Source organism: Fictibacillus sp. 18YEL24, from assembly GCF_015903855.1.
Taxonomy (GTDB): domain Bacteria; phylum Bacillota; class Bacilli; order Bacillales; family Fictibacillaceae; genus Fictibacillus; species Fictibacillus phosphorivorans_C.
On sequence record NZ_JACZDT010000006.1, the window covers coordinates 115,609 to 141,572 of the forward strand.

At 38.2% G+C, this 25,964-nt stretch carries 28 protein-coding genes; 27 read left to right on the forward strand and 1 reads right to left on the reverse strand.

Features of this window, described 5'->3' with window-relative positions; genetic code table 11:
* Nucleotides 1-7 precede the first annotated feature (7 nt).
* The 18 genes from HU823_RS18185 to HU823_RS18270 all read left to right on the forward strand — a co-directional run bounded on the left by HU823_RS18185 (nt 8) and on the right by HU823_RS18270 (nt 16,998).
* Nucleotides 8-754 carry a L,D-transpeptidase family protein gene (locus HU823_RS18185; RefSeq protein WP_197222942.1) on the forward strand — a complete coding sequence of 249 codons (747 nt, stop codon included), beginning with the start codon at nt 8-10 and terminating at the stop codon, nt 752-754.
* Between the two features lie 176 nt (nt 755-930).
* On the forward strand, nt 931-1,743 hold the full coding sequence (locus tag HU823_RS18190) for an ABC transporter ATP-binding protein (protein WP_197222943.1): 813 nt from the start codon (nt 931-933) through the stop codon (nt 1,741-1,743).
* Nucleotides 1,744-1,811: 68 nt separating this feature from the next.
* Nucleotides 1,812-2,762 (forward strand): iron-hydroxamate ABC transporter substrate-binding protein, encoded by a 951-nt coding sequence (locus HU823_RS18195; protein ID WP_197222944.1) that lies wholly within the window; start codon nt 1,812-1,814, stop codon nt 2,760-2,762.
* 29 nt (nt 2,763-2,791) lie between these two features.
* Nucleotides 2,792-3,835, forward strand: a complete 1,044-nt coding sequence (locus HU823_RS18200; RefSeq protein ID WP_197222945.1) for a FecCD family ABC transporter permease — start codon at nt 2,792-2,794, stop codon at nt 3,833-3,835.
* On the forward strand, nt 3,832-4,839 hold the full coding sequence (locus tag HU823_RS18205) for a FecCD family ABC transporter permease (protein WP_197222946.1): 1,008 nt from the start codon (nt 3,832-3,834) through the stop codon (nt 4,837-4,839). The genes HU823_RS18200 and HU823_RS18205 overlap by 4 nt, the downstream gene beginning before the upstream one ends.
* A 105-nt stretch (nt 4,840-4,944) precedes the next feature.
* Nucleotides 4,945-5,466, forward strand: coding sequence for a sigma-70 family RNA polymerase sigma factor (locus HU823_RS18210; protein WP_197222947.1), 522 nt, complete (start codon nt 4,945-4,947; stop codon nt 5,464-5,466).
* Nucleotides 5,459-6,766, forward strand: coding sequence for a DUF4179 domain-containing protein (locus HU823_RS18215; RefSeq protein ID WP_197222948.1), 1,308 nt, complete (start codon nt 5,459-5,461; stop codon nt 6,764-6,766). The genes HU823_RS18210 and HU823_RS18215 overlap by 8 nt, the downstream gene beginning before the upstream one ends.
* A gap of 89 nt (nt 6,767-6,855) precedes the next feature.
* Nucleotides 6,856-7,275 (forward strand): VOC family protein, encoded by a 420-nt coding sequence (locus HU823_RS18220; RefSeq protein WP_137791464.1) that lies wholly within the window; start codon nt 6,856-6,858, stop codon nt 7,273-7,275.
* A gap of 92 nt (nt 7,276-7,367) precedes the next feature.
* Entirely contained in the window at nt 7,368-8,324 is a 957-nt protein-coding gene (locus tag HU823_RS18225) for a heme-dependent oxidative N-demethylase family protein (protein WP_197222949.1), read from the forward strand.
* Nucleotides 8,321-8,776 carry a dimethylamine monooxygenase subunit DmmA family protein gene (locus HU823_RS18230; protein ID WP_197222950.1) on the forward strand — a complete coding sequence of 152 codons (456 nt, stop codon included), beginning with the start codon at nt 8,321-8,323 and terminating at the stop codon, nt 8,774-8,776. Before HU823_RS18225 ends, HU823_RS18230 begins: the two co-directional genes overlap by 4 nt.
* A gap of 12 nt (nt 8,777-8,788) precedes the next feature.
* Nucleotides 8,789-9,745: a PDR/VanB family oxidoreductase gene (locus tag HU823_RS18235; RefSeq protein ID WP_197222951.1), complete on the forward strand. Its 957-nt coding sequence runs from the start codon at nt 8,789-8,791 to the stop codon at nt 9,743-9,745.
* Between the two features lie 23 nt (nt 9,746-9,768).
* The gene (locus HU823_RS18240) at nt 9,769-10,938 is read left to right on the forward strand and encodes a hypothetical protein (RefSeq protein WP_197222952.1); all 1,170 of its coding nucleotides are present in this window, start codon (nt 9,769-9,771) and stop codon (nt 10,936-10,938) included.
* 114 nt (nt 10,939-11,052) lie between these two features.
* The gene (locus HU823_RS18245) at nt 11,053-12,225 is read left to right on the forward strand and encodes an MFS transporter (RefSeq protein ID WP_197222953.1); all 1,173 of its coding nucleotides are present in this window, start codon (nt 11,053-11,055) and stop codon (nt 12,223-12,225) included.
* Nucleotides 12,226-12,315: 90 nt separating this feature from the next.
* Nucleotides 12,316-12,546, forward strand: coding sequence for an excisionase family DNA-binding protein (locus tag HU823_RS18250; protein WP_144704186.1), 231 nt, complete (start codon nt 12,316-12,318; stop codon nt 12,544-12,546).
* A 41-nt stretch (nt 12,547-12,587) separates the two neighbouring features.
* The gene (locus HU823_RS18255; protein WP_144704183.1) at nt 12,588-13,421 is read left to right on the forward strand and encodes an STAS domain-containing protein; all 834 of its coding nucleotides are present in this window, start codon (nt 12,588-12,590) and stop codon (nt 13,419-13,421) included.
* A 123-nt stretch (nt 13,422-13,544) separates the two neighbouring features.
* Complete coding sequence (locus HU823_RS18260; protein ID WP_197222954.1) at nt 13,545-14,885, forward strand: FAD-binding oxidoreductase; 1,341 nt, start codon at nt 13,545-13,547, stop codon at nt 14,883-14,885.
* A gap of 46 nt (nt 14,886-14,931) precedes the next feature.
* Nucleotides 14,932-15,462: a M15 family metallopeptidase gene (locus HU823_RS18265; protein WP_197222955.1), complete on the forward strand. Its 531-nt coding sequence runs from the start codon at nt 14,932-14,934 to the stop codon at nt 15,460-15,462.
* Nucleotides 15,463-15,528: 66 nt separating this feature from the next.
* Nucleotides 15,529-16,998 (forward strand): hypothetical protein, encoded by a 1,470-nt coding sequence (locus HU823_RS18270; protein ID WP_197222956.1) that lies wholly within the window; start codon nt 15,529-15,531, stop codon nt 16,996-16,998.
* Here the strand turns inward: HU823_RS18270 and HU823_RS18275 are convergent.
* Entirely contained in the window at nt 16,972-18,633 is a 1,662-nt protein-coding gene (locus tag HU823_RS18275) for a glutamine--tRNA ligase/YqeY domain fusion protein (protein ID WP_197222957.1), read from the reverse strand. The two genes, HU823_RS18270 and HU823_RS18275, sit on opposite strands and share 27 nt — an antisense overlap.
* Nucleotides 18,634-18,759: 126 nt before the next feature.
* Between HU823_RS18275 and HU823_RS18280 the strand changes: the two genes are divergently transcribed.
* From HU823_RS18280 to HU823_RS18320, 9 genes are all read left to right on the forward strand, one after another.
* Nucleotides 18,760-19,689 carry a dipeptidase gene (locus tag HU823_RS18280; protein WP_144704157.1) on the forward strand — a complete coding sequence of 310 codons (930 nt, stop codon included), beginning with the start codon at nt 18,760-18,762 and terminating at the stop codon, nt 19,687-19,689.
* A gap of 353 nt (nt 19,690-20,042) precedes the next feature.
* Nucleotides 20,043-20,723, forward strand: a complete 681-nt coding sequence (locus HU823_RS18285) for an SIMPL domain-containing protein (RefSeq protein WP_197222958.1) — start codon at nt 20,043-20,045, stop codon at nt 20,721-20,723.
* Between the two features lie 68 nt (nt 20,724-20,791).
* Nucleotides 20,792-21,103 carry an ArsR/SmtB family transcription factor gene (locus HU823_RS18290; RefSeq protein WP_231607545.1) on the forward strand — a complete coding sequence of 104 codons (312 nt, stop codon included), beginning with the start codon at nt 20,792-20,794 and terminating at the stop codon, nt 21,101-21,103.
* 23 nt (nt 21,104-21,126) lie between these two features.
* Nucleotides 21,127-22,053, forward strand: a complete 927-nt coding sequence (locus HU823_RS18295) for an ABC transporter ATP-binding protein (RefSeq protein ID WP_197222960.1) — start codon at nt 21,127-21,129, stop codon at nt 22,051-22,053.
* Nucleotides 22,050-23,147, forward strand: coding sequence for an ABC transporter permease (locus HU823_RS18300; RefSeq protein ID WP_197222961.1), 1,098 nt, complete (start codon nt 22,050-22,052; stop codon nt 23,145-23,147). Before HU823_RS18295 ends, HU823_RS18300 begins: the two co-directional genes overlap by 4 nt.
* A gap of 27 nt (nt 23,148-23,174) precedes the next feature.
* The gene (locus tag HU823_RS18305) at nt 23,175-23,597 is read left to right on the forward strand and encodes a DUF6526 family protein (RefSeq protein ID WP_197222962.1); all 423 of its coding nucleotides are present in this window, start codon (nt 23,175-23,177) and stop codon (nt 23,595-23,597) included.
* Between the two features lie 94 nt (nt 23,598-23,691).
* The gene (locus HU823_RS18310; protein WP_197222963.1) at nt 23,692-24,342 is read left to right on the forward strand and encodes a hypothetical protein; all 651 of its coding nucleotides are present in this window, start codon (nt 23,692-23,694) and stop codon (nt 24,340-24,342) included.
* 48 nt (nt 24,343-24,390) lie between these two features.
* A complete protein-coding gene (locus HU823_RS18315; protein ID WP_197222964.1) occupies nt 24,391-24,930 on the forward strand; it encodes a sigma-70 family RNA polymerase sigma factor in 540 nt (179 codons plus the stop codon).
* Complete coding sequence (locus HU823_RS18320) at nt 24,911-25,927, forward strand: DUF4179 domain-containing protein (protein ID WP_197222965.1); 1,017 nt, start codon at nt 24,911-24,913, stop codon at nt 25,925-25,927. The genes HU823_RS18315 and HU823_RS18320 overlap by 20 nt, the downstream gene beginning before the upstream one ends.
* Nucleotides 25,928-25,964 lie beyond the last annotated feature (37 nt).

Genomic DNA, 25,964 nt, shown 5'->3' on the forward strand with positions numbered 1-25,964 from the left:
AGAAGGAATGAAAACGAAAAAAGTACTGATTGCATTACTGATGTTTGGTTTCATGTTCTTACTAGTCCAACCAGCAAAGGCAGCAGCTTCATCATTTATCGTCATAAATAAATCGACAAACCAGTTAGCGTATTTTGAGAATAATAAACTATCAAAGGTATTTAAAGTAGCAACAGGTAAACTACCCTCGTATACGCCAGAAGGTAAATTTAAAATTGTAAACAAGATCACGAATCGGCCTTATTATACAGGAAACATTCCAGGTGGAGATCAGCGGAATCCTTTAGGAAACAGATGGTTAGGCTTAAACGCAAATGGAACATGGGGCACGACGTACGCAATCCATGGAAACAATAATGCAAGTTCCATAGGTAAGTATGTGAGCGCAGGCTGTATCCGCATGTACAACAACGAGGTGCAGTGGTTGTATGCTAGGATTTCAGTTAATACCCCTGTTGTGATCACAACTACTGGTAAGTCATTCCCTGCTCTAGCAGCAGCAAATGGATATAAGGTAACAAACAGTTCGACAGTGCCAGTATTCTCAGTCGTTAATCTAAAAAAGGGTAGCCGTGGTGCCGAAGTCATGGAGCTTCAACGAAGACTTACAAATCTAGGCTACAGTACTAAAGGAGTCGACGGTGTTTTTGGAGCCAATACGGATGCCGCTGTTCGCAAGTTCCAAAAAGCTAAGAAGCTCACAGTTGATGGTGTGGTAGGTCCAGCGACAAAGAAAGCGCTCGGGATGTTTTAAATAATGACAGATCAGCCTTGAAGGACAAAGGCTGATTTTTTTATATCAAAAATAAAATTCCCGTTGACACTCTCATACATATCCAATAAAATGATAACGAGATTGATAATCATTTTCAATTAAGTCCAATACTTTAAATATATTTCAAATTACTGTTTTAAAGGAGGGCGAATAAAGTGTCTAGACTGTATGCTGAGGATTTGCAAATCTCATATGGTGAACAAGACATCGTAAAGGATCTTAACATTTCCATTCTTGACGGCAAGATTACAACAATCATCGGACCGAATGGCTGCGGGAAGTCAACGGTTTTAAAAACGTTGTCGCGCATCCTAAATCCTAAATCCGGTGTTGTTTATCTAGATGGTAAAGCTGTCAGTAAAGAATCTACGAAAAAGATTGCTCAAAAAATGGCGATCCTTCCTCAGTCACCTGATTCACCAGAAGGACTTACGGTCGGTGAACTTGTATCTTACGGAAGATTTCCTTATCAAAAAGGCTTCGGAAAGCTTACTAAAAAAGATTTTGAAGTGATAGATTGGGCATTAGACGTTACAGGTGTTCGCGAGTTTAAAGATCGTTCTGTAGACGCGCTTTCAGGTGGGCAACGCCAGCGGGTATGGATTGCGATGGCATTAGCTCAAGAAACGGATATTATCTTGTTGGATGAACCGACTACATATTTGGATCTGTCTCACCAGTTGGAAGTTTTAGAATTGTTATACCAGTTGAACCGGGATGAGAAGAGAACGATCGTCATGGTCATTCATGATTTGAACCACGCGGCTCGCTTTGCTCACCATATGGTCGCGATGAAAGCTGGATCCATCATAAAAGAGGGAACGGCTGATGAGGTCATGACACGTACGGTCCTACGAAATGTATTTCATATTGATGCAGAGATCGGTGTGGATCCGAGGACGAGAAAACCTGTATGTCTAACGTATGATCTAATTAAGAATGTAAAGTTAGTTGAGAACTTGGCGTAGATATTCGCCTTTCTTTTTTATAGCTAATTGAGAATGATTTTTATTGTCAAATATAGGGGGATAACAAGATGAGAAGAACAACAAAACAATTACTTGTGAGCTTTATGACACTGCTTTTAGTGTTTGTACTTGCAGCATGCGGAAATAAATCAGAAGAAGGCGCAAGCTCAGGTGAAAAGGAATCGTCGAAGAAAGAAACGAGAATCTATAAAGATGAAAAAGGGAAAGAGATCAAAGTGCCAGCTGAACCAAAACGTGTTGCAATGATGGCTGCAACGTATGCAGGTAACCTACTAGACTTAGGCATCACACCAGTAGCAGTAAATGAATATCCGAAACAAAATAAATTCTACGGAAACAAATTGGACAAAGCTGAAGTTGTAACTGCTGATTCTTATGAAAAGCTACTAGAATTAGATCCGGACCTTATCATTACGTACTCTGATGACAAAAATATTAAGAAATACGAAGAGATCGCACCGACCGTTACAATGACGTATGACAAGTATGACTATATGGAACAGCACGTCGAGATCGGAAAGATGGTAAACAAAGAAAAAGAAGCAAAATCATGGGTAGAAGAGTGGAAGAAGAAAGCGGCTGAATCTCGTGAAAAAGTAAAATCAGCAATCGGTGAAGACAAGACGTTCATGGTTATGGAAGCATTCGGAAAAGACATGTATGTATACGGTAAGAACTGGGGCCGCGGTACAGAAGTGATCTACCAAGCGCTCGAGCTTAAAGCTCCTAAGAAGTTAGAAGAAGATGTATTCGGCCCAGGCTGGAAAGCCATTTCTACTGAAGTGATACCAACATATGCTGGAGATTATATCTTTGTAGGAACAGGAACTGGAAATCCTGATAACTCATTCATGGAGTCAGATGTGTGGAAAGAGTTGCCAGCGGTGAAGAACGGTAACGCAATTAAGTTTGATTCAGAGTCATTCTATTTCAATGACCCGATCTCTCTAGAAAAAGAACTAGATATTATCGTTGAAGAGTTAACGAAAAAGAAATAACAAGCACTTTATAAAAAGGGACAAACGCTATGTTCAAAACAAAAACCAAGCTTATAAAAGAGAATAAAGTGTATTCTAGGCCAGCGGTAGGAACAGCTATTTTATTGTTTGGGTTCGCACTTCTCTTGTTGAGTATCATTCTTGCAATATCTGTGGGAGCCGCTAAGATTCAGTTTCTAACTGTATGGAACGCTGTGATCAACTATGATCCTACTAGAGAAGCTGACCGTATTATCATGAGTCTGCGATTACCGAGAGAGCTTGGTGCAGCAATCGTAGGTGCGGCCTTTGCTGTGAGTGGAGCTATCATGCAAGGGATGACTAGAAACCCGTTAGCAGACCCTGGTCTACTTGGTTTGAACGCGGGAGCAAGCCTTGCTCTTGCTTGTGTGTTCGCTTTTCATACAGAAGCGAGCTACCTTACCGTGATGATTCTATCCTTTATAGGTGCAGGAATAGGTGCGATGTTAGTATTCGGACTTGGCTCCATGAGTCGAGGTGGATTGACTCCAATCCGGATTACGTTAGCAGGTGCAGCGGTTTCTGCACTGCTTTCTTCATTAGGAGAAGGAATTGCATTATATTTTAAGCTTTCTCAGGACCTTGCGTTTTGGACGGCAGGTGGTGTATCAGGCACAAACTGGGCACAGCTGAAAATTATCGTACCTGTCGTGTTGGTTGGAATCATGGTAGCTGTTATGCTCTCAAGGCAGTTAACCATTTTAAGCTTTGGTGAAGAAGTGGCGAGAGGCCTTGGTCAACGAACCCTATTTACAAAAATCATTCTTATGACGGTGGTGTTAATCTTAGCAGGCGCTGCCGTTTCACTCGTTGGTGCTATTGCATTTGTAGGTCTTATGGTTCCGCATATCGTGCGGTTCTTAGTTGGAACTGACTATCGGTGGATCATTCCATGTTCCGCGATCTTCGGAAGTGTGCTCATGGTGTTAGCAGATACGTTTGCCCGAACGGTTAACGCTCCTTATGAAACACCAGTAGGTGCAGTAGTTGCTATGATCGGAGTACCATTCTTCCTTTACCTTGCAAGAAAGGGAGGGAGAAAACGATCATGATGAATGCACAACAGATTAAGAGAGTAAGAGTAACGACGATCGCGGCGATCTTGTTGCTAATAGCCGTTTTCATTATTAGTGTGGCGACTGGTTTTGCTTCCTTAACTCCTTCAGAATTATTTCGAACCATAATGGGTCAAGGAACGCCGAGAGAGAATTTAATTCTTTTTGAGTTTCGTTTACCTCGCATCATTGTTGCTATTCTTGCGGGGATGGGGCTCGCTGTGTCTGGTGCCATCCTCCAAAGTATCACGAAGAACCCGCTTTCAGACCCTGGTATTTTAGGAATAAATGCTGGTGCTGGTCTGATGGTTGTGGTGTATATCATGTTCTTTACAGTGGAAACAACAAGCTTTTTATATGTACTGCCGTTATTTGCATTATTCGGTGGAATGCTAACAGCGTTTGTGATCTACATCATGTCTTACATAAAAGGCGAAGGTGTTGAACCTACCCGGCTCGTCTTAGTCGGTGTGGGTTTAGCAGCCGCTTTGTATGGAGCAACATTGACACTATCTACGAGATTAGATATGGAAGATTATTCGTTCATGGCGAACTGGATGGCAGGCAGGATTTGGGGCGATGATTGGACGTTTGTCTTATCGTTGCTGCCGTGGATCTTGCTGCTGATTCCTTATACGATATTTAAATCCAATGTATTAAATACGTTGAATTTGCATGAGAACGTATCTGTCGGAGTAGGTGTGAATGTAAGTAGAGAACGAATTTTGTTGATTATGGTCTCGGTAGCACTTGCGTCCGCTTCTGTAGCAGTCAGTGGTGGAATTGCTTTTGTAGGATTGATGGCTCCTCATATCGCACGTTCACTAGTAGGTCCGAGACATCAAGTCTTCCTTCCCGTTGCAGCATTAATCGGAGGAATCTTACTCCTGACAGCTGACACGATCGGAAGAGTAGTATTAGATCCTAGTGGAATACCAGCAGGGATCATTGTGACCATCATTGGGGCACCTTACTTTATGTATCTGCTTGCAAAAAAATAGCTCATGAAATCAGTCTTTGTTAAAAAGGCTGATTTTTTTATTTTTAATAAAACTTTTTTTACTTCCCACGGTCTAATATATAGGTAAGGGTCAGGAGGCTAGAAATTGGAGACAGAACAGTTAGTGAAGAAAGCGATAAAAGGAAACGACGAGGCGTTTTTACAATTGATTCAAACGTATAAAGTCGATTTATATAAGACAGCTCTATCTTTTTTGCGCAATGAAGAAGAAGCCCTCGAGGCTATGCAAGAAGTAACGTATCGTGCTTACAAAAACATAAAAAAGTTAAAAAACGAGGTCTATTTCAAAACATGGTTAATCCGAATTATGATCAACTATTGTAATGATCAGTTGAAACACAAAAAGCGAGTAGTCAGGAATGATGAAATCTTAAATTCGTTAGGATTTTCAGAGAATCACTCACAATTAGAGCTGAAGGACGCGATGTTAGATTTAGACGATAGGTCACGTGAAATCCTTACTTTAAAATATTTTAATGACGTAAAGATAAAAGATATAGCAACCATCATGCAGTGTCCAGAAGGAACGGTTAAAACGTGGCTGAATAAAGCGTTACGAGCATTAAGAGAAAAGTTAGAGGAGAAAGGAGGTAATCTACATGTTTGAAAGAGAGAAAGAACAACTGAACGATTTAAAGAAAGAGTATGAAAATATACCAATTTCACTAGAATCTATTGATCAGGCGATATCAACTGGTTTTCAAAAGGCAAAAGCAGAAGAGCGGAAATCTAGAATGAAGAAAAGAAGTGCTTTTGGTTTTATAGCGGCAGCTCTTTTACTCATTGGATTATTTTCTTCTATTAAGAATTCACCGGCTTTAGCTAATTACATTTCTGAAATACCAGGCATGGAAAAAATAGTGAGTATGATTCGTGATGATAAAGGAAGAATGGCAGCTGTTGAAAAAAAATATTATCAAAAACAAGGCGTATCAGACGAAAAAGATGGGTTGAAAGTTACCATTGATGGAACGATAGCAGACGAAATGGGCATGGTGCTTTTTTATTCGATTGAATCAAAAGAAAAATTAAAAGAGGTAATGTTTGATGATGTAAAGATCAGAGCGAAAGACGGAACCGCACTGGATGAAGCATATAATTCTTTCGGTGATGCCCATTCATCAGATAAAGGAGAGTCTAAGTTTAGTGGAGAAATTGAATATTTTTTTGAAGTTCCTATTGAAGCAAAAGAATATATCGTAGATCTCAAAATAAAGGATATGAATTTTACAATCAATTTAAAACTTAATGAATTTAAGAAGAAAAAAGAATATGCAGTCCAACAAACGATGGACTTAGAAGGTCAAAAAATCAATATTGAGAAGGTAACCATTTATCCATTACGAGCTGTTGTGAAATTAAAGATGAACGATGAAAATGAAAAATACATCCTGCAGCTTGATGACCTACGATTAGTTGATGAAAATAATGAGGTGTGGGGTAATATAGCAAATGGTATAACAGGGTCAGGTGATAAAGACACTGAGCGAGAAGTTTATTTGCAAAGTAACTATTTTAAAGAACCAAAAGAATTGTATCTGGTCTTAAATAGTGCTCAAGCTATCGATAAAGAGAATGCAGTCATTGTGGTGGATACAGAAAAGATGAAGATTTTAAAACAACCCTATGGAAACAAGTTGAGAAATCTAAGGAAAGAAGATGGGCGACTTATCTTTGATCTGCATACGAAAAAACCTTTCCGTTCTGCGATTTTTAGTACAATAACTGATGCTCAAGGTAAAGAAATTGAAGTGAACTCGCAGTCCATGGGCACTGAAGAAGAAAAAGGTACATCCCGACTAGGCATAGAGCTGCCTCCAATAGATCGCTCCCAAAATCCTCTAACCATTGACTTAAGTTTTTATCCGGAGTGGATTAAAGGTAACGAAAAAATTAGAATCAAATAATATGTGGAGGTGGTCCTTTCTTAATAGGACTGCCTTTTTGCTTAAATTTCTACAACCCTCTATAATGCTAGTTAAATGAGGTGAACGTGATGAGACTAGACCATACCGGAATTGCAGTTAGACGAATAGATGAAGCAATTGAATTTTATACGAATGTACTAGGCGGAAAGCTGACTGAACGATATACGAGTGAAAAGCCTGGAGTAGAGACTCACATTGCCGTGATTGAGCTTGAAAACCAGGTGATTGAACTTCTTGAACCTACGAGTAAAACATCTCCGATCGAGCGGTTCATCCGACAGAAGGGAAAGGGTGTGCATCACTTGGCTTATGAAGTGGACGATCTTCTTCAAACGATTGATGACTTTGAAGCTAGAGGGTATACCTTTTTAAAAGATACGTATCGAACAAATCCTTTTGGCAGAAGGTTGATTTATATGAATCCTGCGCATTCACAAGGACAGATTATTGAGCTGTGTGATTATCCGGATAAGAGGGAGGAGAGCTGACTTGTTAAAAGTTAGTTCTCTTCTTTTTCCTTTCCAAGAACATGAATTTTCTTTACAATGAATTATAAGAATATTCTGTAAAGGGTGAAGGCATGAAATGGACAGGTGATCTTGCACATTTTCCTTATCCGTTTAAAGGTTCAACGTATCGTTATTCCAACAATTCAATCCCCATGAAACAGCCTTATTGCATAGAGGTTACCTCCAGTTACAAAAAAGAGATGCTATTCAAGCGAAAACTATTGAGTGATCACCCTGAACGTTGTTATCAATCGCTGCCACATTCTATTACAGGGCAGTGGGAGATTGTTGAGATCGTGATCGATCACTTAGTTTCAAAGTACCCACAAGATTTTTCAATCGAAAAAGAGAATAATAGTTGGATATTTACCAATAAAATATTGGATGAAAAGAAGGAATTTATTTTTGGTGAGAAAAACTCTCTTCCATGTGAACCGTTGTTCTTTATTAGTCAGCATGTGCAAGAAGATCTCATTTACATGAGACAGCGTGACGATAATCTGTATTTAGATGCAGGACAGCTTTGTTTTCCTGCCAACTGGTCTCTCGCTTTTAACATAGGAATGAAATTTAAAAGCATTCATCATCCTATTCCAGGCTTTAAGGAAGAAGGGCTAGATCAACGAATTCTACAGTTTCTTATGAGGCTTGAAGCAGGAACACCTTGGGAACGTTTGAATTGGTCGCTTATGGCAGGTGATCGACTTGATACATCGCTTGAAACCTTTGATCAGTGGGGACCTCTCCGTAAACAGGTCACAAGTGAGAACGCAGGTGAGCTTGTCCATATTCGAGTAGAGGTGCAGAAGTTATTCAGGCTACCACGTACAAACAGTATTCTCTTTTCCATCCACACACATTTGCTGGCTCTGGAACAACTAGCAACAAACATAGAATGGCTGCAGCAATTTTACGAAATCCTATCTGAACTTCCTGACCATATTGTAGAATACAGGGGAATCTCAACCTACAAAAAAGCTGTGTTGAAGTACTTGGAGAAACAGCTTCAACAGGTGAAGACGTTATGAGTATGGATGCAGTCTTTATTGAAGGAAAAAGAAAATATATATTTTGTTCAGATGAGCATGGATTAAGGGTTTTAAGTAGTGTGTTCGAACACGTGAAGAAAGAGAAGTTGGCTTATGAGTGGTATCATTTTTCTGCTAAAAAAAGAGAGTGCCTAGAAGAATTTCTAAGTAAGCAAAAGATGGGAACTTTTCTCTATGTGGAGCTGCCCTATTCTGAACTTCATACCGTGCAAATGATGGCAAAACGTATCGGCTTCTCGAGTGATGAGACTCAATATTTTGGTTATGGTGAGAAGTGGATTAGTATATTCTGTTGCCGTTGTCATGAACTGAACAGAGCAGAAGAACAACAAACTGGATTAACTTGCCATCAATGTGAATTAAAGCTTGAAGTGTCAGACCACTATTCTGAACTTTACCATGCATTTTTAGGCTATCCAGCTACAGGTTAGGAGTGAGTCTATTTGTCTATTGAACCTACTTTATTCGTACGGGTTTCATCTATAGAAAAGATAACGAAGCAGGTTAAGAAGTTTACGCTGTTCCCAGAAACGGGAAAGGAACTTCCAAGATTTAGTGGAGGGGCACATATTTCTACTTACCTAAAAACACCGTCAGGACTCATTGTGAGACAATATTCTCTAGTAAGTCATCCAGACAAGCGTTCCAATTATGAAATTGCTGTTCGATTAAGTGAAAATTCTAAAGGTGGTTCACTCCACTGGCATCAGGGTATGAAAGTGGGAGATCGACTTCAGATCAGTTACCCCAACAATCATTTTTCTCTTAGCTTTAAAGCGAGACATCACGTGTTTTACGCGGCAGGCATCGGTATTACCCCATTCCTTTCTATGATGCAGGATATCTCAACTAACAGACAAACCTTTGAACTTCATTACGCCTCTAAATCTGAGGAGAGCTGTGTTTTTCATTCATACATAAAAAAACATTATCCGAATCAAAGCCACTTTTACTTTTCCGATCAACATCAACGTTTACAAACCACTTCCTTAGAAAATCATCCAATCGGAACCTATGTTTATTTTTGTGGACCTGAAGGATTTATTGAGCAGTTTAGGACAGCAGCATGGGAGCTAGGATATCCTGAAACTACAGTGCATTATGAGCGATTTTTACCAACTCGGATTAAGCATATGAAGCCATTTAAGGTTGTGCTTAATAATGGGAGTGAATTAACAGTAGAAGAGAATCAAACACTTCTAGAAGTATTGTTAGCAAATGGTATTGATATTCTGTACTCGTGTAGAGTAGGTAGATGTGGTACGTGTGAAATTCCAGTCGCTGAAGGAAAGGTTGAACATTTAGATGATTTTCTTAGTGCACAACAAAAGAAGGAGCAAAATTGTATTTTAGCCTGTGTTTCACGTGGTCAGTCAGATAAACTAATGTTAAAGATTTAAAATTTGGTCAAAGTGAGGTAGTTATGCACGGGAAAAATGGAAAATATACGGACAGATTTCTTTGGTATCATTGGATAATATTATTTGGATTTATACTATTTTTGGGTGGTATGACTGCATTAATCACCAAGGAAGCAATTGAAATGTTGGAAAGTCAACCTGTCTTAGGTTCTATATTATTGCTAGTTTCATTATTTTTGATTGGTATTATCCTATACATGTTAATAGGATCTATAAAGCAGTCCAGAAATGTAACGGATTGGGAGCTTACTGACAAGGGGTATGTAACGACAAAAACAAATCTAGAAACCAACGAGATACAGCGTTCAGAATTTCGTTTCTCAAGTGCTATTAAATGTCTGATCTCGCCATTATCAGAAAGTATATATCAAACCAATTCCCTTGATACGAAAACACGTTACTATAAATATATAACACTGAATATTGTTTATCGAAAAGAAGATGGGAAACTAGATGTATTTCGATTCGCAGATTATAGAGAAGAAGAGCTCTACCCATGGCTTCTAAATTTACAGGAGAACAATGTGCCGCTTGAAATTACCGTGTTTGAGTTGACAGAGGTTCCAGCAATAGATTTTTTAGATGTTGTGGTAAAAGAGGTTGATCGGCGACCCTATATTTTAAAGGATTCTTTAAAAGACCTTGGTTTAAAGGTAGTGACGACTGAGAAGCCAAATCTTTATACATTGGCAATGACTAAAAGACTTATGCAAGAAGATTTATTTGTGAAAAAGAAACTTGGAAACAAGGTGATTTTTACGGGTCAATTCATCATCATAGTATTTTTTCTTCTTCTCTTTCACAATGAATATAATAGTGACAAAACATTGACATGGCCAACAAAAATAACGTTCTACTTCAAATTTTCTATTTTTTTAACTTTTTACTTTTATGGGGTATCACAATTTAAAATACGTTTCTACTTTAAATTTGCAGGGGTTTTTATACTTCAGTGGGTAATAGCAATGATGTTAGTGAATTATGGAATTCTAAATATACCTGAAACATTCGAATTGGAATTATTGGCTCATATTATTATGTTCATGTTAGTTTCACCTCTTATCAGTTTTCTGGCTTATATCATAAGAGATATTAAACCAGCAATCTACCATGAAAAATACAGAAAAGATCTTGAAAAGCTCAAAGACGATCAATTTACTGCTTCAAGCTAAATCTTATTAAAAGTGTTTCACAAGGTGTATAATTTAAAAAGTTAATGTAAGGGGAGTCTGACTGAATTTTTTCAGCAGACTTTTTTATTTTATAAATGATAGGAGTTTTTATTTGTGAAGCACCGCAGATTGTTAGTCTACCTTGTTGCACTTGCTGCGTTTCTCGGTCCTTTTTCTCAAACGATATATGTACCTCTTATTCCTGAGGTGACGAAAGAACTTCATACAACACCTTTCTTGGTTAACTTTTCGATCTCGATCTATACGATTTTCCTGGCTTTGATGCAGATGGTTTATGGACCACTTACGGATTCAATCGGACGGCGTAAAGTGATGCTATCAGGCATCCTGATCTATTTAGTGGCTACGATCGGATGTTATTTTTCTTCATCCATTGAATTTCTTTTAGTGTTTCGCTCTCTACAAGCCATCGGAATTGCTGCGGGTTCAGTTGTAGCCGTAACGGTCATTGGTGATCTGTTCGAAGGGAAGGAGCGGATCCAACCTATGGGAACCTTTCAAATGTTGGTATCACTAGGACCAGTTTTAGGTCCTGTAGTTGGTGGTTTTTTAAGTGCTTCATTTGATTTTCATATGATTTTTATTGCATTAATCTGTGTTGGATGTATCATCTTTGCAGGAAATTTCATCTTTCTGAACGAAACAAAACCAAGTACAACAAAAAAACAGAATTTCAGATTTAAAGATTTTCTTACGATTCTGCAAAACCGTATAGGGTACACCGTAATCGGTTTAGGATTTATTCAATACTACGCACTGTATAACTTCTTGGTATTTCTACCCGCTATTATGAGTGAAAGGTACTCATTGTCTGTAGAACAAAAGGGTTTGGTTTTCCTCCCGCTATCACTAGGAATTGTAGTGGGAAGCTTTATTGGCGGCAAAATGAGAAGATATAATGAACGAAAAGTGATCGTATACTCCGCCTTTTTGAACGTCGTTTCTTTATTTTTCTTTATCCTAGTCTCGAACGTATCGCTCATCTTATTGATTCTTTCGATCTCATTCTTCGGTCTTTTCTTAGGGATGTCATTACCCGTTCAAACAGCTCTTCTTACACAAGAGTTTCAATCCAATCGTGCTACAGCAATTGGTGCGTATAACTTTTTCAGGTATATGGGGATGTCGATCGGACCCCTATTAGGCAGTTTCCTCTATCATCTTGGTAGTTACGGTTTGGTATATGGATTTGTAGATGTAATCCTACTCCTTTTTGTCATTTTAATGACAAAACATTTAATACAAAATAAAAAATCCTTCAATTAGATTTTAGAAGCTATTAATTAGGGTATATTGAATCCATACCGTTCTTGCTGTAAGCTAAGATTAAACAAAAGTTAGACAGGATGTATGAGTATGTATCTTACAATAAAAGAAACGGCTGAATATTTATCGATGCCTGAAGCGTTAGTTGAAAGCTTAGTTCAGCAGAATAAAATCCGTACCATTTTTGACGGTGACCAGCATCTTATTAATAAGGAACAGTTCAATACTCATTTTGAACAGTTAGAAAAATATAAGAAGATGGTTGAGGAGTACTTGAGTGAACCCATTCCAGAAGATTGGGATGCTAAGGACGAAGATTAAAATAATGATAAATTAGGGTAGATGGGGAGAGTGGAAAAGAGATGCATAGAGATAAGGCGCTGCATTCTTTTTTAATGGAGAAAACATGGCAGTTGACGGAAGATTGGTACCAATCAATTGATAAATCAAAGGCCAAGGGGGTATACGCTTCCACAAATCCCAAGACGATCGAAACGCTTAAAAAACAAAATCACGAATTTCACGAACATTTTTGTGAGGTTTTTGTAACGGAAGAAGGTAAGTTTCTAAAAGACTTCGAAAGATGGGTGCTTATGATTGCTCAAGATGATGAGCATTTGAACACACCCGTAACAGTTATCATGAAAGAATTCTTCAATGTACAAAAGCAATATTTAAATCTTATACAAGAATTCGTTAATCTTCATCAAGGAGAATATCCACAAACAATCATCGATGCATGGAATGAAATTATCATTGATACGTTTAATAAAATTGTGACGTGGTTTGTTGAAGAAAACCAAAAATATAGTGAGGAAAAACTAATCGCGCAGCAAGAGATGATCAACGAGCTAAGCTCACCTGTCATCGCACTAAACAATCATATGGGCCTTTTGCCTTTAATCGGTGTCATCGATACACAAAGAGCAAAGTATATCGTTGAAAACACGCTAGAACAGTGTACTGAAAAAGAGATCACACATCTTTTTATCGATCTCTCTGGTGTTTTAATTATTGATACGATGGTCGCGCAACAGATTTTCTCTCTTATTGAAACACTTGGTCTCATCGGAGTAAAGTCAACCTTGTCTGGCATTCGACCAGAAATTGCAATGACCGCTATTCAATTAGGATTATCCTTTGAGAAAGTTTCCATAAAGTCGAGCCTCTCTCAGGCAATCGGTTCACAACAATAAAAAAATGTATGTATAAAGACCAGGGTACCCTGGTCTTTTATTATTTTTGCATATCAGAATTTGTCCATGCCACCTCCTCATAAACTTTAAAATGTAATTCATTTACTTAAAAGGGTGTTGAGAATGGACATTTTTGAGGGTTTAACGGGGGAAGTAATTTTACCTGATGATTCGCAATATGAAGCTGCACGGCAAGAATGGAATAGAGCCATTCAAAAGTTTCCTAGTGTTATTGTCTATTGTTCTGAATATGAAGATGTAAGTCATGCCATTTTGTGGGCACAAAAATATTGTAAGGATATAAGAATTCGATCAGGGGGTCATCATTACGAAGGCTATTCGACTGGTAATGGTGTTTTGGTCATCGACATCAGTCGGTTGAACGATGTCGCCATTAATGAGGAAGAAGGAACAGTTACCGTTCAAGGAGGTATTCAAAATAAAGATCTCTATCAAGCGGTAGGTTCTAGAGGATATCCCTTCCCAGGAGGAACTTGTCCAACTGTAGGCGTAAGTGGTTTTGTGCTTGGTGCAGGATGGGGATTCTCTAGCCGATTATTCGGTTTAGGTTGTGACAGCTTGGTAGAACTGGAGTTAATTAACTACAAAGGTAAAGTTCTTAAAGTAAATGAAAGAGAAAATAGTGATCTGTTTTGGGCATGCAAAGGTGCAGGAGGAGGAAATTTTGGAGTGGTCGTTTCCATGACGTTCAAACTGCCGCCTAAAGTAGAACAAGTGACACTATTTGAGCTATATAAGCCTGGTGCCACAACAACAGAGCTAGGCAAGTTTTTGCGAATATGGCAGAAATGGCTTGTGAATTTAGATGAACGAATGTGTTTGAATGCCAGCATGTATAACGCTGCGTCTGAGGGACTTGCTATGTTTGGCAGGGGATTTTTTTATGGAACAAAGGAAGAAGCATTGAAACTGTTAGATGTTTATAAAAAAATAAAGGGATTTCAGATTTCTGCCAAATCTTTAACCTTTTTAGAGGCTGTTACGGAAGTGCAGTCTACCTATCCGCCCTATGAAAAGTTTAAATCTACTGGACGCTTTGTATATAAAGAATACGATCGAGAAGAAGTGGAAGCTATCGTGAATCTAGTGAAAAAGCGTGCGGAAGGTTCCGTGTTTGCAGCACTCACCGTGTATGCAATGGGAGGTAAGATTCGAAATATTGATAAAACAGAGTCTGCTTTTTATTACCGAAAAGCACGCTACATCTTAGGCATTCAATCCGTATGGGAAGATCCAGCCGTTGTAGCAGAAAATAGAAGATGGGTGGAAAAAAGGTTTAGATACTTGAAGACCATCACTAAAGGGTCATTTGTTAATTTTCCATACAGTGAACTGAAAGACTATGAAAAAGAGTATTTTGGCAGAAATGTGGAGAGGCTTCAACGAATCAATCAAAAATACGATCCTAAAAGAGTGTTTGCTTTTCCGCAATCCATTCGTTGATATAAACTGTAGGTAGAGTGCTGTATGACAAAAGGAGTTTGTTTCATTGAAAATATTCAAAAGTATACTATTTCTCGCAGTCCTTGCATCTATCTTTTATCTGATCACATTGGAATGGAAAAAGAGGAACACACCACTGCCTACTGAATTGCATCCGATCGTGGCAGAGAACCGTGATCTTTTAATACAAAAAGCGTCCGAAAAAGGAATTAATATTGTAATAACCGATGATTTTCGATCCGCAGCCGAACAGGATCGGCTGTATGAACAAGGCCGTTCAAGAGAAGGAACCATTGTGACTCATGTTGAAGGTGGCGAATCTTATCATAACTACGGTCTAGCGATTGATTTTGCTCTTAAGCTGGATGATGGTTCTGTCGTCTGGGATCTAGAACGAGATGATAACCAGAATGGACAGTCTGATTGGATGGAAGTTATCGAGATTGCGAAAAAATTAGGATTTAAATCGGGTGCAGACTTTCAAGGAAGTTTTAAAGATTATCCACATTTAGAAATGGATTTTGGGTTAAGTATCAGAGAGTTGCAATATGGAGAGAGGCCTTCCAATTACAAATAAATAGAGGAATATTACTTCAAAATAAGTCACATTTAATTAATAATTTTATAAATAGGTGGGATTTATATGTTGGTGTATCCTCAAAAAGTGAAAGTTTACTGGAGAAATAACACTAGATCTTGGTATGAAAGTAAAGGGTATTTATGGTCCTCACAAGGCAATTTGTTTGAAGTAGATGTAAATGACTTGAAACCAGGGAGTACAAAGAAAGTGTTATTTATTTGTGATGAGCCTAACTGTAAAAAATACTTTGAAATGCAATGGCGATATTATAAACAAAGAACATTTGCTCAAGGAAATAGTTTTTGTTCAAATTGTAGAAGGAGAAGTGGATCGCCTATTGCAATGAGAAATAAAGTAATAACAGAGTTTACTAATAAAGGATACACATTATTAAATATAGGAGAATATGAGAATAATAACTCAAAATTGTATTATTATTGTAAATATCATAAAACAAAGGGTATACAGTCAACAACTTGGAGAAGCTTTAATGTTAAGAAAAACTCTTGCCACTATTGTAAGTATGAAATGATCAGTAAATTAAATTCAGGGATGAAACCTTTGATTCGAAAAGAGACCAATATAAAAGTTGAGGACAATGTTGAATATTTAGAACAGCTTTTTTCGAAACGGGGTTACTTACTGTTAGTAAATCAAAAAATTAAAAATACTCACTCAAAAGTAGAGTATTTTTGTTTAAAACATTATGAGTCTGGCAAAAAAATAATAAGGTTGAATAATTTCTTATCAGGTGTAGGTTGTAAAGAATGTGCTGTTGAAAAAAGTAAGATTAAAATCGATTACAAAAAATTAGAAAAATTATTTATTAAGTATGGAGCCACCTTGATTGAGAAAGAACATTATCATAATAGAAAACAAAAACTAAAATATATATGTAACACACACAAAGACTATGGTATACAGCAAGTTAGGTTAGATAAACTTATTGAGAGAAAGAGAGTACCTTGTAAGATTTGTAGAATAGAATACTTAAAAACAATAAAAGGTGAAAAACACCACAATTGGAAAGGCGGTATTACTAAGATTGGTGAATACTTTCGTGGAGCAACGGAAGTATGGAGATTAGAGAGTCTGAAAAAAGGAAATTTCAAATGTGCTTTGACAGGGAGTAGTAATGTTGTAGTACATCATACTTATCCTTTTAATAAAATTTTAACAGAAGCTATAGTTATTAATAACTTAGAAATTCAAAGTAGCATTAGTTATTATACTCAAAAGGATATAATAAAAATTGAAAAAACAATACACAAACTCCATGAACAATATGGTTTAGGTATTATTTTAGATAAAGAAGCACATCAAATTTTTCATAAGATATACGGCTATCAATATAATACAGCTCATGATTTTGAAGAATTTAAAAACTACTTTAATCAAGGCAAGAATCAAGACATAAAAATGCACGATATTTACAATTTTATAAAGATGACTCGCAAAGAAAACTCCATGAAAAAACTTCATGGAGTTATTCTTTCTGTATTAGATTTAAAGCTTAAACGAACTCTTCAGTGAAACAATTTCGTTAAAAACAATCTTATCATCTGATGTATGCTTAGGATCAACATTGAAGTAGCCATGACGGAAGAATTGGAATTTATCTTGAGGTTTCGCGTCCTTCATGTTTGCTTCAATAAATCCTTGTTTTACGATAAGAGAATCTTTGTTCACGTAATCCAAGAATGTCTTGCCTTCGCTATCTTCTTCCTTTTCCATATCTGCATCTGAGATAAGTGGCTCAAAAATACGGAACTCTGCAGGTACAGCTTGTGTCGCTTCTACCCAGTGAAGTGTTCCTTTTACTTTACGGCCTGTAAAACCTGACCCGGATTTCGTTTCCACATCGTAGGTACAATGTAGTTCAACGACATTACCGTTTTCATCTTTTATGAAATCTTCGCATTTAATGAAGTAAGCGTGCTTTAAGCGTACTTCGTTACCAGGGAAGAGACGGAAATACTTTTTCGGAGGATCTTCCATAAAATCCTCACGCTCGATATAGATTTCACGCGAGAACGGAATCTGACGTGATCCCATTTCAGGGTTTTCTGGGTTGATCTCAGCGTCTAACATTTCAACCTGTCCTTCAGGGTAGTTTGTGATTACTACTTTTAATGGATCAACAATACCCATCGTACGAGGTGCTTTTACCTTAAGATCTTCACGGATAAAATGCTCAAGCATAGCTGTGTCGGTTACGCCAGAACCTTTTGAAACTCCGGCTGCTTTTACAAACTCAACGATTGATTCAGGCGTATAACCTTTACGGCGTAAACCAGAAATCGTTGGCATGCGAGGATCATCCCATCCATCCACATAGCCTTCATCTACAAGCTGCTTCAATTTACGTTTACTCATTACCGTATTCGTTAGACCTAAGCGGCCGAACTCAATTTGCTGCGGCTGGCTCTCCATCTCACACTCTTCAACAACCCAGTTGTAAAGAGGGCGCTGATCTTCAAATTCAGTGGTACAAAGCGAATGTGTTACACCCTCAATTGCATCCTCAATCGGGTGCGCAAATGCATACATTGGATAGATGCACCAAGTGTCACCTGTATTGTGGTGGGTAGCATGAGAGACACGATAAATGACAGGGTCGCGTAAATTAATATTAGGTGAACTCATGTCGATCTTTGCACGAAGTACTTTTTGTCCGTTCTCAAACTCGCCTTTACGCATACGATCAAAAAGATCTAAGTTCTCTTCAACAGAACGGTTGCGATAAGGGCTTTCTTTACCTGGCTCTATCAACGTTCCGCGATACTCACGAATCTCATCAGCCGTAAGGTCATCCACATATGCTTTTCCTTTTTTAATTAAAAGTACAGCACGCGCATACATTTCCTCAAAGTAATCGGAAGCAAAGCGAAGGTTCTCCCATTCAAACCCAAGCCACTCAACGTCGTTCTTAATCGCATCAACGTATTCTTGGTCTTCTTTTAATGGGTTCGTATCATCAAAGCGCAGATTTGTTTCTCCACCAAACTCATCCGCAAGTCCGAAGTTGATTACGATTGATTTTGCATGTCCAATATGAAGATATCCATTAGGTTCTGGAGGGAAACGAGTAACGACTTTCTTATGCTTTCCGGATTCCAGATCGTTTTGGATGATTGTTTTAATAAAATTAGAAGAACTATTCTCCATCCCGTATCAAGCCTTTCCTTATATGTAAACTAAGATATACTTTACATTATAACAAAAATAAATTTCAACTAAACGTATTCTTTTAGGGATATGGAGATTATTTAACTAAGAAATGGTGGGATCAACATGAATGTCATTGACTTGCATTGCGATGCATTATTAAAACTATGGGAAACGGAAGGCAGGCTGAGTTATGCAGATGCACCACAGCTTGCTACAAATAAGAAACGGCTGCAAAAGGGAAAAGTGAACGTTCAGTTCTTTGCGATTTTTATTGAACCCTTTATTCCGAGCGATCAAAAATTTCAATCCGCTCTTCAGCAAGTGGATTATTTCTATAAAGAGGTTCTTGGTAAAAATCCAGAGATGAAGCATTTGAAGAACTGGCACGACTTTCAAACATTGAAGGATGGAGAGATTGGAGCAGTTCTTACGCTTGAAGGAGTGGATGCGATCGGTGATGATCTTACGAAGTTAAGCATCCTGCATCAACTCGGTGTTCTTTTGATCGGTCTAACATGGAATCACGCGAATCTTGCAGCTGATGGTGCACAAGAACCGCGTGGAGCTGGTCTGACGGTATTTGGAAAAGAAATTGTAGCGTTCAATAACAAAAATAAAATTTTAACCGATGTATCTCATTTATGTGATCGTGCTTTTTGGGATGTGATGGAGATTGCCGATTATCCGCTTGCCAGTCATTCTAATTCACGCGTACTGTGTGACCATCCGCGTAACCTGACGGATGAGATGGCTAAAGAGATGTTTAGTAAAGGTGGAGTCGTGCACGTTGTGTATAACCCGCCATTTACGAAGAATGAAGGGGCAGCTAGTATTAGTGACTTAATTAAGCACATCGACCATTTTTGTGGACTTGGCGGAGTAAAACAGATCGGCCTCGGCTCTGATTTTGACGGCATCTCGCAACTTATTACGGATTTAGAAGATGCATCTATGACTCAAAACTTAATCAATGAGCTATTAAAACATTATTCTGAAGAAGAAGTCCGAGGATTTGCTTCTCAGAACTTCATGAATTATATTTCTAAAATATAATTTGAAAGGAAAGGCTGGCATTCTCCCGGGATGTCAGCTTTTTTTATGGAGAAGGATAGTAGTGTTAGTTGCGAACGAGCGTAATTGCAGCGAACGATCATAAAATTCTATAAGCGAGCATAGAAGTCCGGGAACGAGCATAAAAGGCCATGACCGAGCATAAATCTTCACGAACGATCATAAAACCACGTGAACGAGCATAACCGTCCCGTGAATGATCATAAAACCACACGACCGAGCATAAGTCCACTTGACCTAGCAAAACTTCCCCAAATACCCTCTTCAAATGCTCTTCTTTTCTCTCATAAACTCTCATAGCTTATAAAGATTAACTAGGCGGGAGGAGTCTGTTTATGTATTACAATCATCCAGGTTTTCAAAATGTAGGCATGAGGCAGCAAGATGACCTCACAACGATTAATCGCTTAATAGTATCCGGTGAAGGTTCTGTTTCTGCTGTTCCGGATCGAGCTCTTCTTACAATAGGAGTTATTACAGAAAACCCAAATTTAAGTGTGGCTCAAAAAGAGAATGCTGATAAAACGGCTTCTGTTATACAAACGCTTATGTCACTAGGTATTTCTCAAAGCGATATTCAAACATCTAGTTTTCGAATTGAACCTCAATATAACTATGAAAATGGTCAGCAGCAATTTAGAGCATATCGTGTAGAGCACCAGTTGCAGGTAACGGTAAAAGATATTCGCCAAACAGGGCAGGCAATCGATCAAGCGGTAGCGAACGGAGCTAATTCTGTATCATCCATTCAATTCACCGTTTCAAACCCTGATGTCTTTTATAATCAAGCATTGTCACTAGCTATTCAGAATGCTCAGCAAAAAGCTATCTCTATGGCAAGAGCATTACAAGTTACACTTCGGTCGGTACCGGTCAACGTTCAAGAGGTATCTCAATCCTCTCCTAGACCTGTTCCGTTTCAGGCTGTTATGTATGCACAAAGTGCCGAAACACCTATACAGCCAGGTGAGAATAAGATTACAGCCACTGTGAAAATTGAGTATACGTTTAGTTAGAAAGGACAGGTGTAAATTGACAGTCTGATATGTTGCACATTATAATTAACCAAATGGTTAAATATAATATGGAACACTTAAATGATGTATTTTCAGTTCTATCTGATCCGACTCGGCGTACGATTATTGAGCAGCTTTCAAAAGGAGAAAGGAGTGTACAAGAGTTAGCCCAGCCTTTTGATATGTCGCTGCCTGCGATCTCGAAGCATTTGAAAGTTTTAGAGAATGCAGGCCTTGTCAAACACCGAAAAGAGGGACGCTATCGCTATTACGCGATACAGCCGGACGCAATGGATGGAGCATGTGAATGGATCTCTACTCTTAAAGAGCTATGGACAAAATTTGAAGGTATGTTTTGCTGCAAACAAAAGAAGCAGTGAAACATATGCTTGGAGAGTGAACAATGGAAACGCAGCAAGAAATAATAAAGGTGCAGAAACTTGTGAAACAATATGGAGATTTTACTGCCGTGGATGGAAGTGAGTTCTCTGTACATAATGGCGAAGTGTTTGGTCTGCTGGGCCCGAACGGAGCAGGTAAGACAACGACGCTTGAGATGTTAGTTGGTCTTCGTAAGCCTGATGAAGGAACGGCAATCGTCGGCGGATTCGATATCACAAAAGAGCTTGATAAAGTAAAAGAAGTCATCGGTGTACAGCTTCAATCTACTACTCTTTTTGAGCTATTGACGGTAGATGAGATCCTTCATCTTTACGGCAGTTTTTACCGCCAGCATATTTCAATTCCTGAATTAATTGATGACATGCTTTTAACAGAGAAAAAGAATAGCAGAATAAAAGGTTTGTCTGGTGGTCAAAAGCAGAGACTTGCGATCGCACTTGCACTCGTGCATGATCCGCAGATTATTTTCTTGGACGAACCTACGACTGGACTTGATCCACAAGCACGCCGTACGTTATGGGATATTATTTTACGCTTGAAGGAACGGGGCAAAACTGTTGTACTGACGACTCATTATATGGATGAAGCACACGTGTTATGCGACCGTATCGCCATTATGGATCAAGGAAAGCTAATTGCTCTAGATACGCCTAGTGAACTCGTAAGAAATCTTCAGTCGGATAGCGCGGTTGAATTTAAGTTTAACGATGAAGTAGATATTGCTTTGTCAGAGATTGACGGAGTAAAGCAAGTGGGTAGTCAGAAAGATGTACATGTTCTCTATACGGATGATCTACAGAAGACATTAACGAGTTTAATTGCTATCGCTTCTGAAAGACAGCTGAAGCTTGTAGACCTACAAACGAGAACGGCAACACTTGAAGATGTGTTTATCCACATGACAGGAAGAAGGTTAAGAGAAGGATGAGATCATACTATCTATTAACACTCGCTCAGCTTCGGATCTTCCTTAGAAACAGACAAGTACTGTTCTGGACCCTCGCATTTCCTATCGTTCTGATGGTCATGTTAGGTTCATTCTTAGGAAACGGTAATGGCGTATCCATTACGGCAGCTGTTGTTGATCAGGATAAGAGTGAACAGTCGAAGAACTTAGTGAAAGAAATGGAAAAAAACGAAGCGGTATCTCTTAAAAAAAGTTCAAACGAAAAAGATGTGTTAAGTCAGTTAAAACAAGGTGATTTAACGCTCGTTATTACTATTCCAAAAGGCTATGGTGAAAATCTAGCTGCTGGAAATAAAGAAGATCCTTTCAAACTTCCGGTTTATTATAATGAAACAAACATGGCGATGTCCCAAGTCGGACTTCAGCTTGTCGATAATGCAGTTGACACGATCAGTAAAAAATCAGTGAGCTATGAGCCTGTTGTTGTAACAGAATCAAAAGGTGTAGATGCACTGAACCTTCGTTACATCGATTTCCTTGTACCGGGAATTGTGGCGATGATGATCATGAGCAACAACATGAATGGTGTTGCAGGCCAGATCTCTTCATGGCGTGAGCGCGGAATCTTACGTCGTATGCAAGGAACAACACTTAAAGCCTCTACATTTATTGCAGCGCAAATTACAGCTCGTTTTATGCTGAACGGCTTGCAAGCGATGATTGTACTAGCTGTCGCTTGGGCTGCGTTCGGCATTGAAGTGAGAGGTTCATGGTTAACCGTAATTGCGTTTGTGACGCTTGGGACTTTAGCGTTTATGGCGATCGGCTTCATTATTGCAGGTATTGCCAAGACTCCTGAGAGTGCGGGACCGATTGCCGGTTTTCTATCGTTCCCGATGCTGTTTTTAGGCGGTGTGTTCTTTCCGATACGAGACATGCCTGAGTTTTTGCAGCCGTTTGTACAAATTTTACCGATCGCTCACTTAAGCCATGCTCTTCGTGAGACGATGAACGTAGGTGCGTCGTTTTTAGATCTCGGCATGGAGGCCATGATTCTCGGCGGTTGGTTGATCGGAGCATTTATCGTGGCAAGTTTTACGTTTAAGTGGGAATAGATAAAGTAGCAGAAAGAGGAGAACGAATTGAATACACAAAATTACAACAATCATGCACGTATGCACCCCATCTATCATTATGTACTTTCTTTGCTCGTCCTTGGAGGTCTTATCGCGAGCATTGTCTATCTGTTTAAAGCAGAAGATAAGTTCCTAGGCGTGATATTAATTGTGATGGCACTCAGTCTGTTAGTGACGTTTGCTTTACTTCGCTTATATCCATTGAAAGCTCAAGATCGTGCGATTCGAGCAGAAGAAAACTTACGCTATTACGTATTAACAGGAAAGTTGTTAGATAAAAGACTTACTGCTGGGCAGATCGTAGCCCTTCGATTCGCACCAGACGAAGAACTTCCGCTTTTGGCCGAGAAAGCAGCAGTTGAAAACATGAAACCGAAGGAAATTAAACAAGCGATTACGAACTGGAAAGCAGATCATTATAGAATCTAGAAAAACCTGCAGAAGTTATCAACTTCTGCAGGTTTTTCTCTTTATTAATCGTATAGGTTAGAGTGGAAATTTGATTATGAAAGGATGTTAAGGATTGTCTAAGAAAAGAAAACTAGTTATAGATGAAGATCCAATTATTTATAGAGTGACAGGATACCTACCACTAATAGTGCTAATAATTGGTTGGATCTTCTTCTTATTATATAAAAGTGAATCAATAGAATATGCAATAAAACAATCTCTTATTTGGAAACCGGCACTCACTTCCATGTTTCTTTTTCTTCAAATAACCGGAATAGCATTATCGCTGTTTTTTATTCTTATGTTAGTAATGAAGAGCAGGAGAATGCTTTTCATGAGTCCCATTCCATTCTCCGCATTAATCATTATTTTACTAACTTTGCCAAGTCTTCTGCACTCATTAGTTATTTACAGTTTTATTATGTCTGAAACTAATGTGTTGTTAATGGCTCTATTAACAATTTGTCCTATTCTGCTTATCTATCTCTACGTGAAACGGTCAGATGTCATTTGGTTACTGTTTGCAGCAATCATTGGGTTCTTCATTGTGTTTCTACCTTTTTTCTTAAGCGCTACGTTAGATAATAATATGCCGGGATATAGACCTTATAAAAATCTTCTAGCCTCTAATCTTTTGTTTTATTTTAGTTTTTTAATTGCGTTTTTTGTTCTATATAAATATGTCGATATAAAAAAGAAAAATAATATTCTTCATACGCAGTGAAACTTTTTTCTTCTCCTATCTCTCTAATAGGTGAAAGGAGGCAAGAACTTGATAAATACAAACACAGTAAAGAAAGCGATTAAAGGAAATGAACAAGCCTTCGAGCAGCTCATTATCCAAGAGAGTGACAAACTTTACAGAACAGCATTTCTCTATGTTCGTAATAAAGAGGATGCTTTAGATGTTCTACAAGAGGCAGTCTGTAAGGCTTTTGTCGGTATCAATAAATTAAAGGAACCTAAATATTTTAGTACATGGTTAATGAAAATATTGATTCGAACTGCATATGAAGTTCTACAAAAGAAAAAGAGGACGGTTCTAACAGGAGCAGCTTTTATTCAGGAGATTACTGAGAATACGAGTAATCAACCTGAACAAGATTTGGATTTAACATATGCGATATCTCAAATGGATCATCACTATCAAACGGTTATCATCTTGTTCTATTTTCATGATTTATCAATAAAGACCATCGCACAAAAAATGCAGAAACCGGAGGGCACTATAAAGACATATTTACATCGGGCAAAGATTGAGTTGCGAGGCTTGCTGGGGGGAGTGGGAACATATGGACATAAAATGGGTTGATAAAAAGGAGAATAATGATCCATTACGAACTGGAATTTTAAGTGCTATACAAAAAGGTATGAATGAAGGTAGAAGGACTAAGCGAAAAGAGAGAGCAAAAGTTAGATTAAAAGTTTCTGCCTGGTTATCTGGCACAGCAGCTTCTGTTGTGCTTGTATCAGGATTTGTCTTTTCGCCAATAAATACAGTATTAGCGGATGTTCCTTTAATCGGAAAACTATATGAAGAATTAGATGTCAAGATTGGTAAAGAACTAGCAGCTAGTAACCTTGTAACAGAGATTAATCAAAAAGCGACGAGTAATGGTGTTGATGTGACCGTAACTAGTGCCTATTACGACGGGAATGTAATAGGAGTTACGATAAAAGCGGAAGGTAAAGATTTATCAGTTGAAGCAATGGATAAAGAACATAGTCCTGAATCAGGGTATACGATAGGAGGAGCAGATAAAGATCAACTTGTTGGGATGAGGGGGCAACTTCAGGAGTTGAAAGAAGGTAGTTATGTGGCAGCACTGGAGTTTGAATTAAAAGAAAAAGAGTTACCAAAGAATTATACGCTACCTTTACAATTTACCCTTATAGCAAATAAAAAGGGGGATTGGAACTTTTCGGTTCCTGTGAAACAATTACCTGTTGAAACTGTAAATCTTAATGAAAGTAGTAATTCAGAAGACGGATTATACAATATTAACTTAGATAAATTAATAATTGCTAAAGCTACTTCAACGTTATATTACACATTTGCTTCTATAAAAGAAGACTTGAATCAAGATGTACATTTAGTAGTTTTTGATGAACATGGGAAAAGAGTACCTTTAAGAAGTAATGGTGTAGAGAAAAGTATCAAACACTCAGAAGGCGTTAAGCAATATAGAGAATTACAGTTAGGAAAAATACCCGATGATGTAAACTACTTAATGATATATCCAGAAGTTGTTTCAATTGATAGAGTTAATAGAACAGAACTTTCACCCATAAAAGTACGATTACAATAGAAAGAATAAAAGCATGGAGGATAATTCTCCCATGCTT

What these genes read in the sequence shown, in the direction of transcription:
- HU823_RS18185 (WP_197222942.1), top strand. Translation starts at nt 8, where the DNA reads ATGAAAACGAAAAAAGTACTGATTGCATTACTGATGTTTGGTTTCATG.
- HU823_RS18195 (WP_197222944.1), top strand. Translation starts at nt 1,812, where the DNA reads ATGAGAAGAACAACAAAACAATTACTTGTGAGCTTTATGACACTGCTT.
- HU823_RS18200 (WP_197222945.1), top strand. Translation starts at nt 2,792, where the DNA reads ATGTTCAAAACAAAAACCAAGCTTATAAAAGAGAATAAAGTGTATTCT.
- HU823_RS18205 (WP_197222946.1), top strand. Translation starts at nt 3,832, where the DNA reads ATGATGAATGCACAACAGATTAAGAGAGTAAGAGTAACGACGATCGCG.
- HU823_RS18215 (WP_197222948.1), top strand. Translation starts at nt 5,459, where the DNA reads ATGTTTGAAAGAGAGAAAGAACAACTGAACGATTTAAAGAAAGAGTAT.
- HU823_RS18220 (WP_137791464.1), top strand. Translation starts at nt 6,856, where the DNA reads ATGAGACTAGACCATACCGGAATTGCAGTTAGACGAATAGATGAAGCA.
- HU823_RS18225 (WP_197222949.1), top strand. Translation starts at nt 7,368, where the DNA reads ATGAAATGGACAGGTGATCTTGCACATTTTCCTTATCCGTTTAAAGGT.
- HU823_RS18230 (WP_197222950.1), top strand. Translation starts at nt 8,321, where the DNA reads ATGAGTATGGATGCAGTCTTTATTGAAGGAAAAAGAAAATATATATTT.
- HU823_RS18240 (WP_197222952.1), top strand. Translation starts at nt 9,769, where the DNA reads ATGCACGGGAAAAATGGAAAATATACGGACAGATTTCTTTGGTATCAT.
- HU823_RS18250 (WP_144704186.1), top strand. Translation starts at nt 12,316, where the DNA reads ATGTATCTTACAATAAAAGAAACGGCTGAATATTTATCGATGCCTGAA.
- HU823_RS18255 (WP_144704183.1), top strand. Translation starts at nt 12,588, where the DNA reads ATGCATAGAGATAAGGCGCTGCATTCTTTTTTAATGGAGAAAACATGG.
- HU823_RS18260 (WP_197222954.1), top strand. Translation starts at nt 13,545, where the DNA reads ATGGACATTTTTGAGGGTTTAACGGGGGAAGTAATTTTACCTGATGAT.
- HU823_RS18270 (WP_197222956.1), top strand. Translation starts at nt 15,529, where the DNA reads ATGTTGGTGTATCCTCAAAAAGTGAAAGTTTACTGGAGAAATAACACT.
- HU823_RS18275 (WP_197222957.1), bottom strand. Translation starts at nt 18,633, where the DNA reads ATGGAGAATAGTTCTTCTAATTTTATTAAAACAATCATCCAAAACGAT.
- HU823_RS18280 (WP_144704157.1), top strand. Translation starts at nt 18,760, where the DNA reads ATGAATGTCATTGACTTGCATTGCGATGCATTATTAAAACTATGGGAA.
- HU823_RS18285 (WP_197222958.1), top strand. Translation starts at nt 20,043, where the DNA reads ATGTATTACAATCATCCAGGTTTTCAAAATGTAGGCATGAGGCAGCAA.
- HU823_RS18290 (WP_231607545.1), top strand. Translation starts at nt 20,792, where the DNA reads ATGGAACACTTAAATGATGTATTTTCAGTTCTATCTGATCCGACTCGG.
- HU823_RS18295 (WP_197222960.1), top strand. Translation starts at nt 21,127, where the DNA reads ATGGAAACGCAGCAAGAAATAATAAAGGTGCAGAAACTTGTGAAACAA.
- HU823_RS18300 (WP_197222961.1), top strand. Translation starts at nt 22,050, where the DNA reads ATGAGATCATACTATCTATTAACACTCGCTCAGCTTCGGATCTTCCTT.
- HU823_RS18320 (WP_197222965.1), top strand. Translation starts at nt 24,911, where the DNA reads ATGGACATAAAATGGGTTGATAAAAAGGAGAATAATGATCCATTACGA.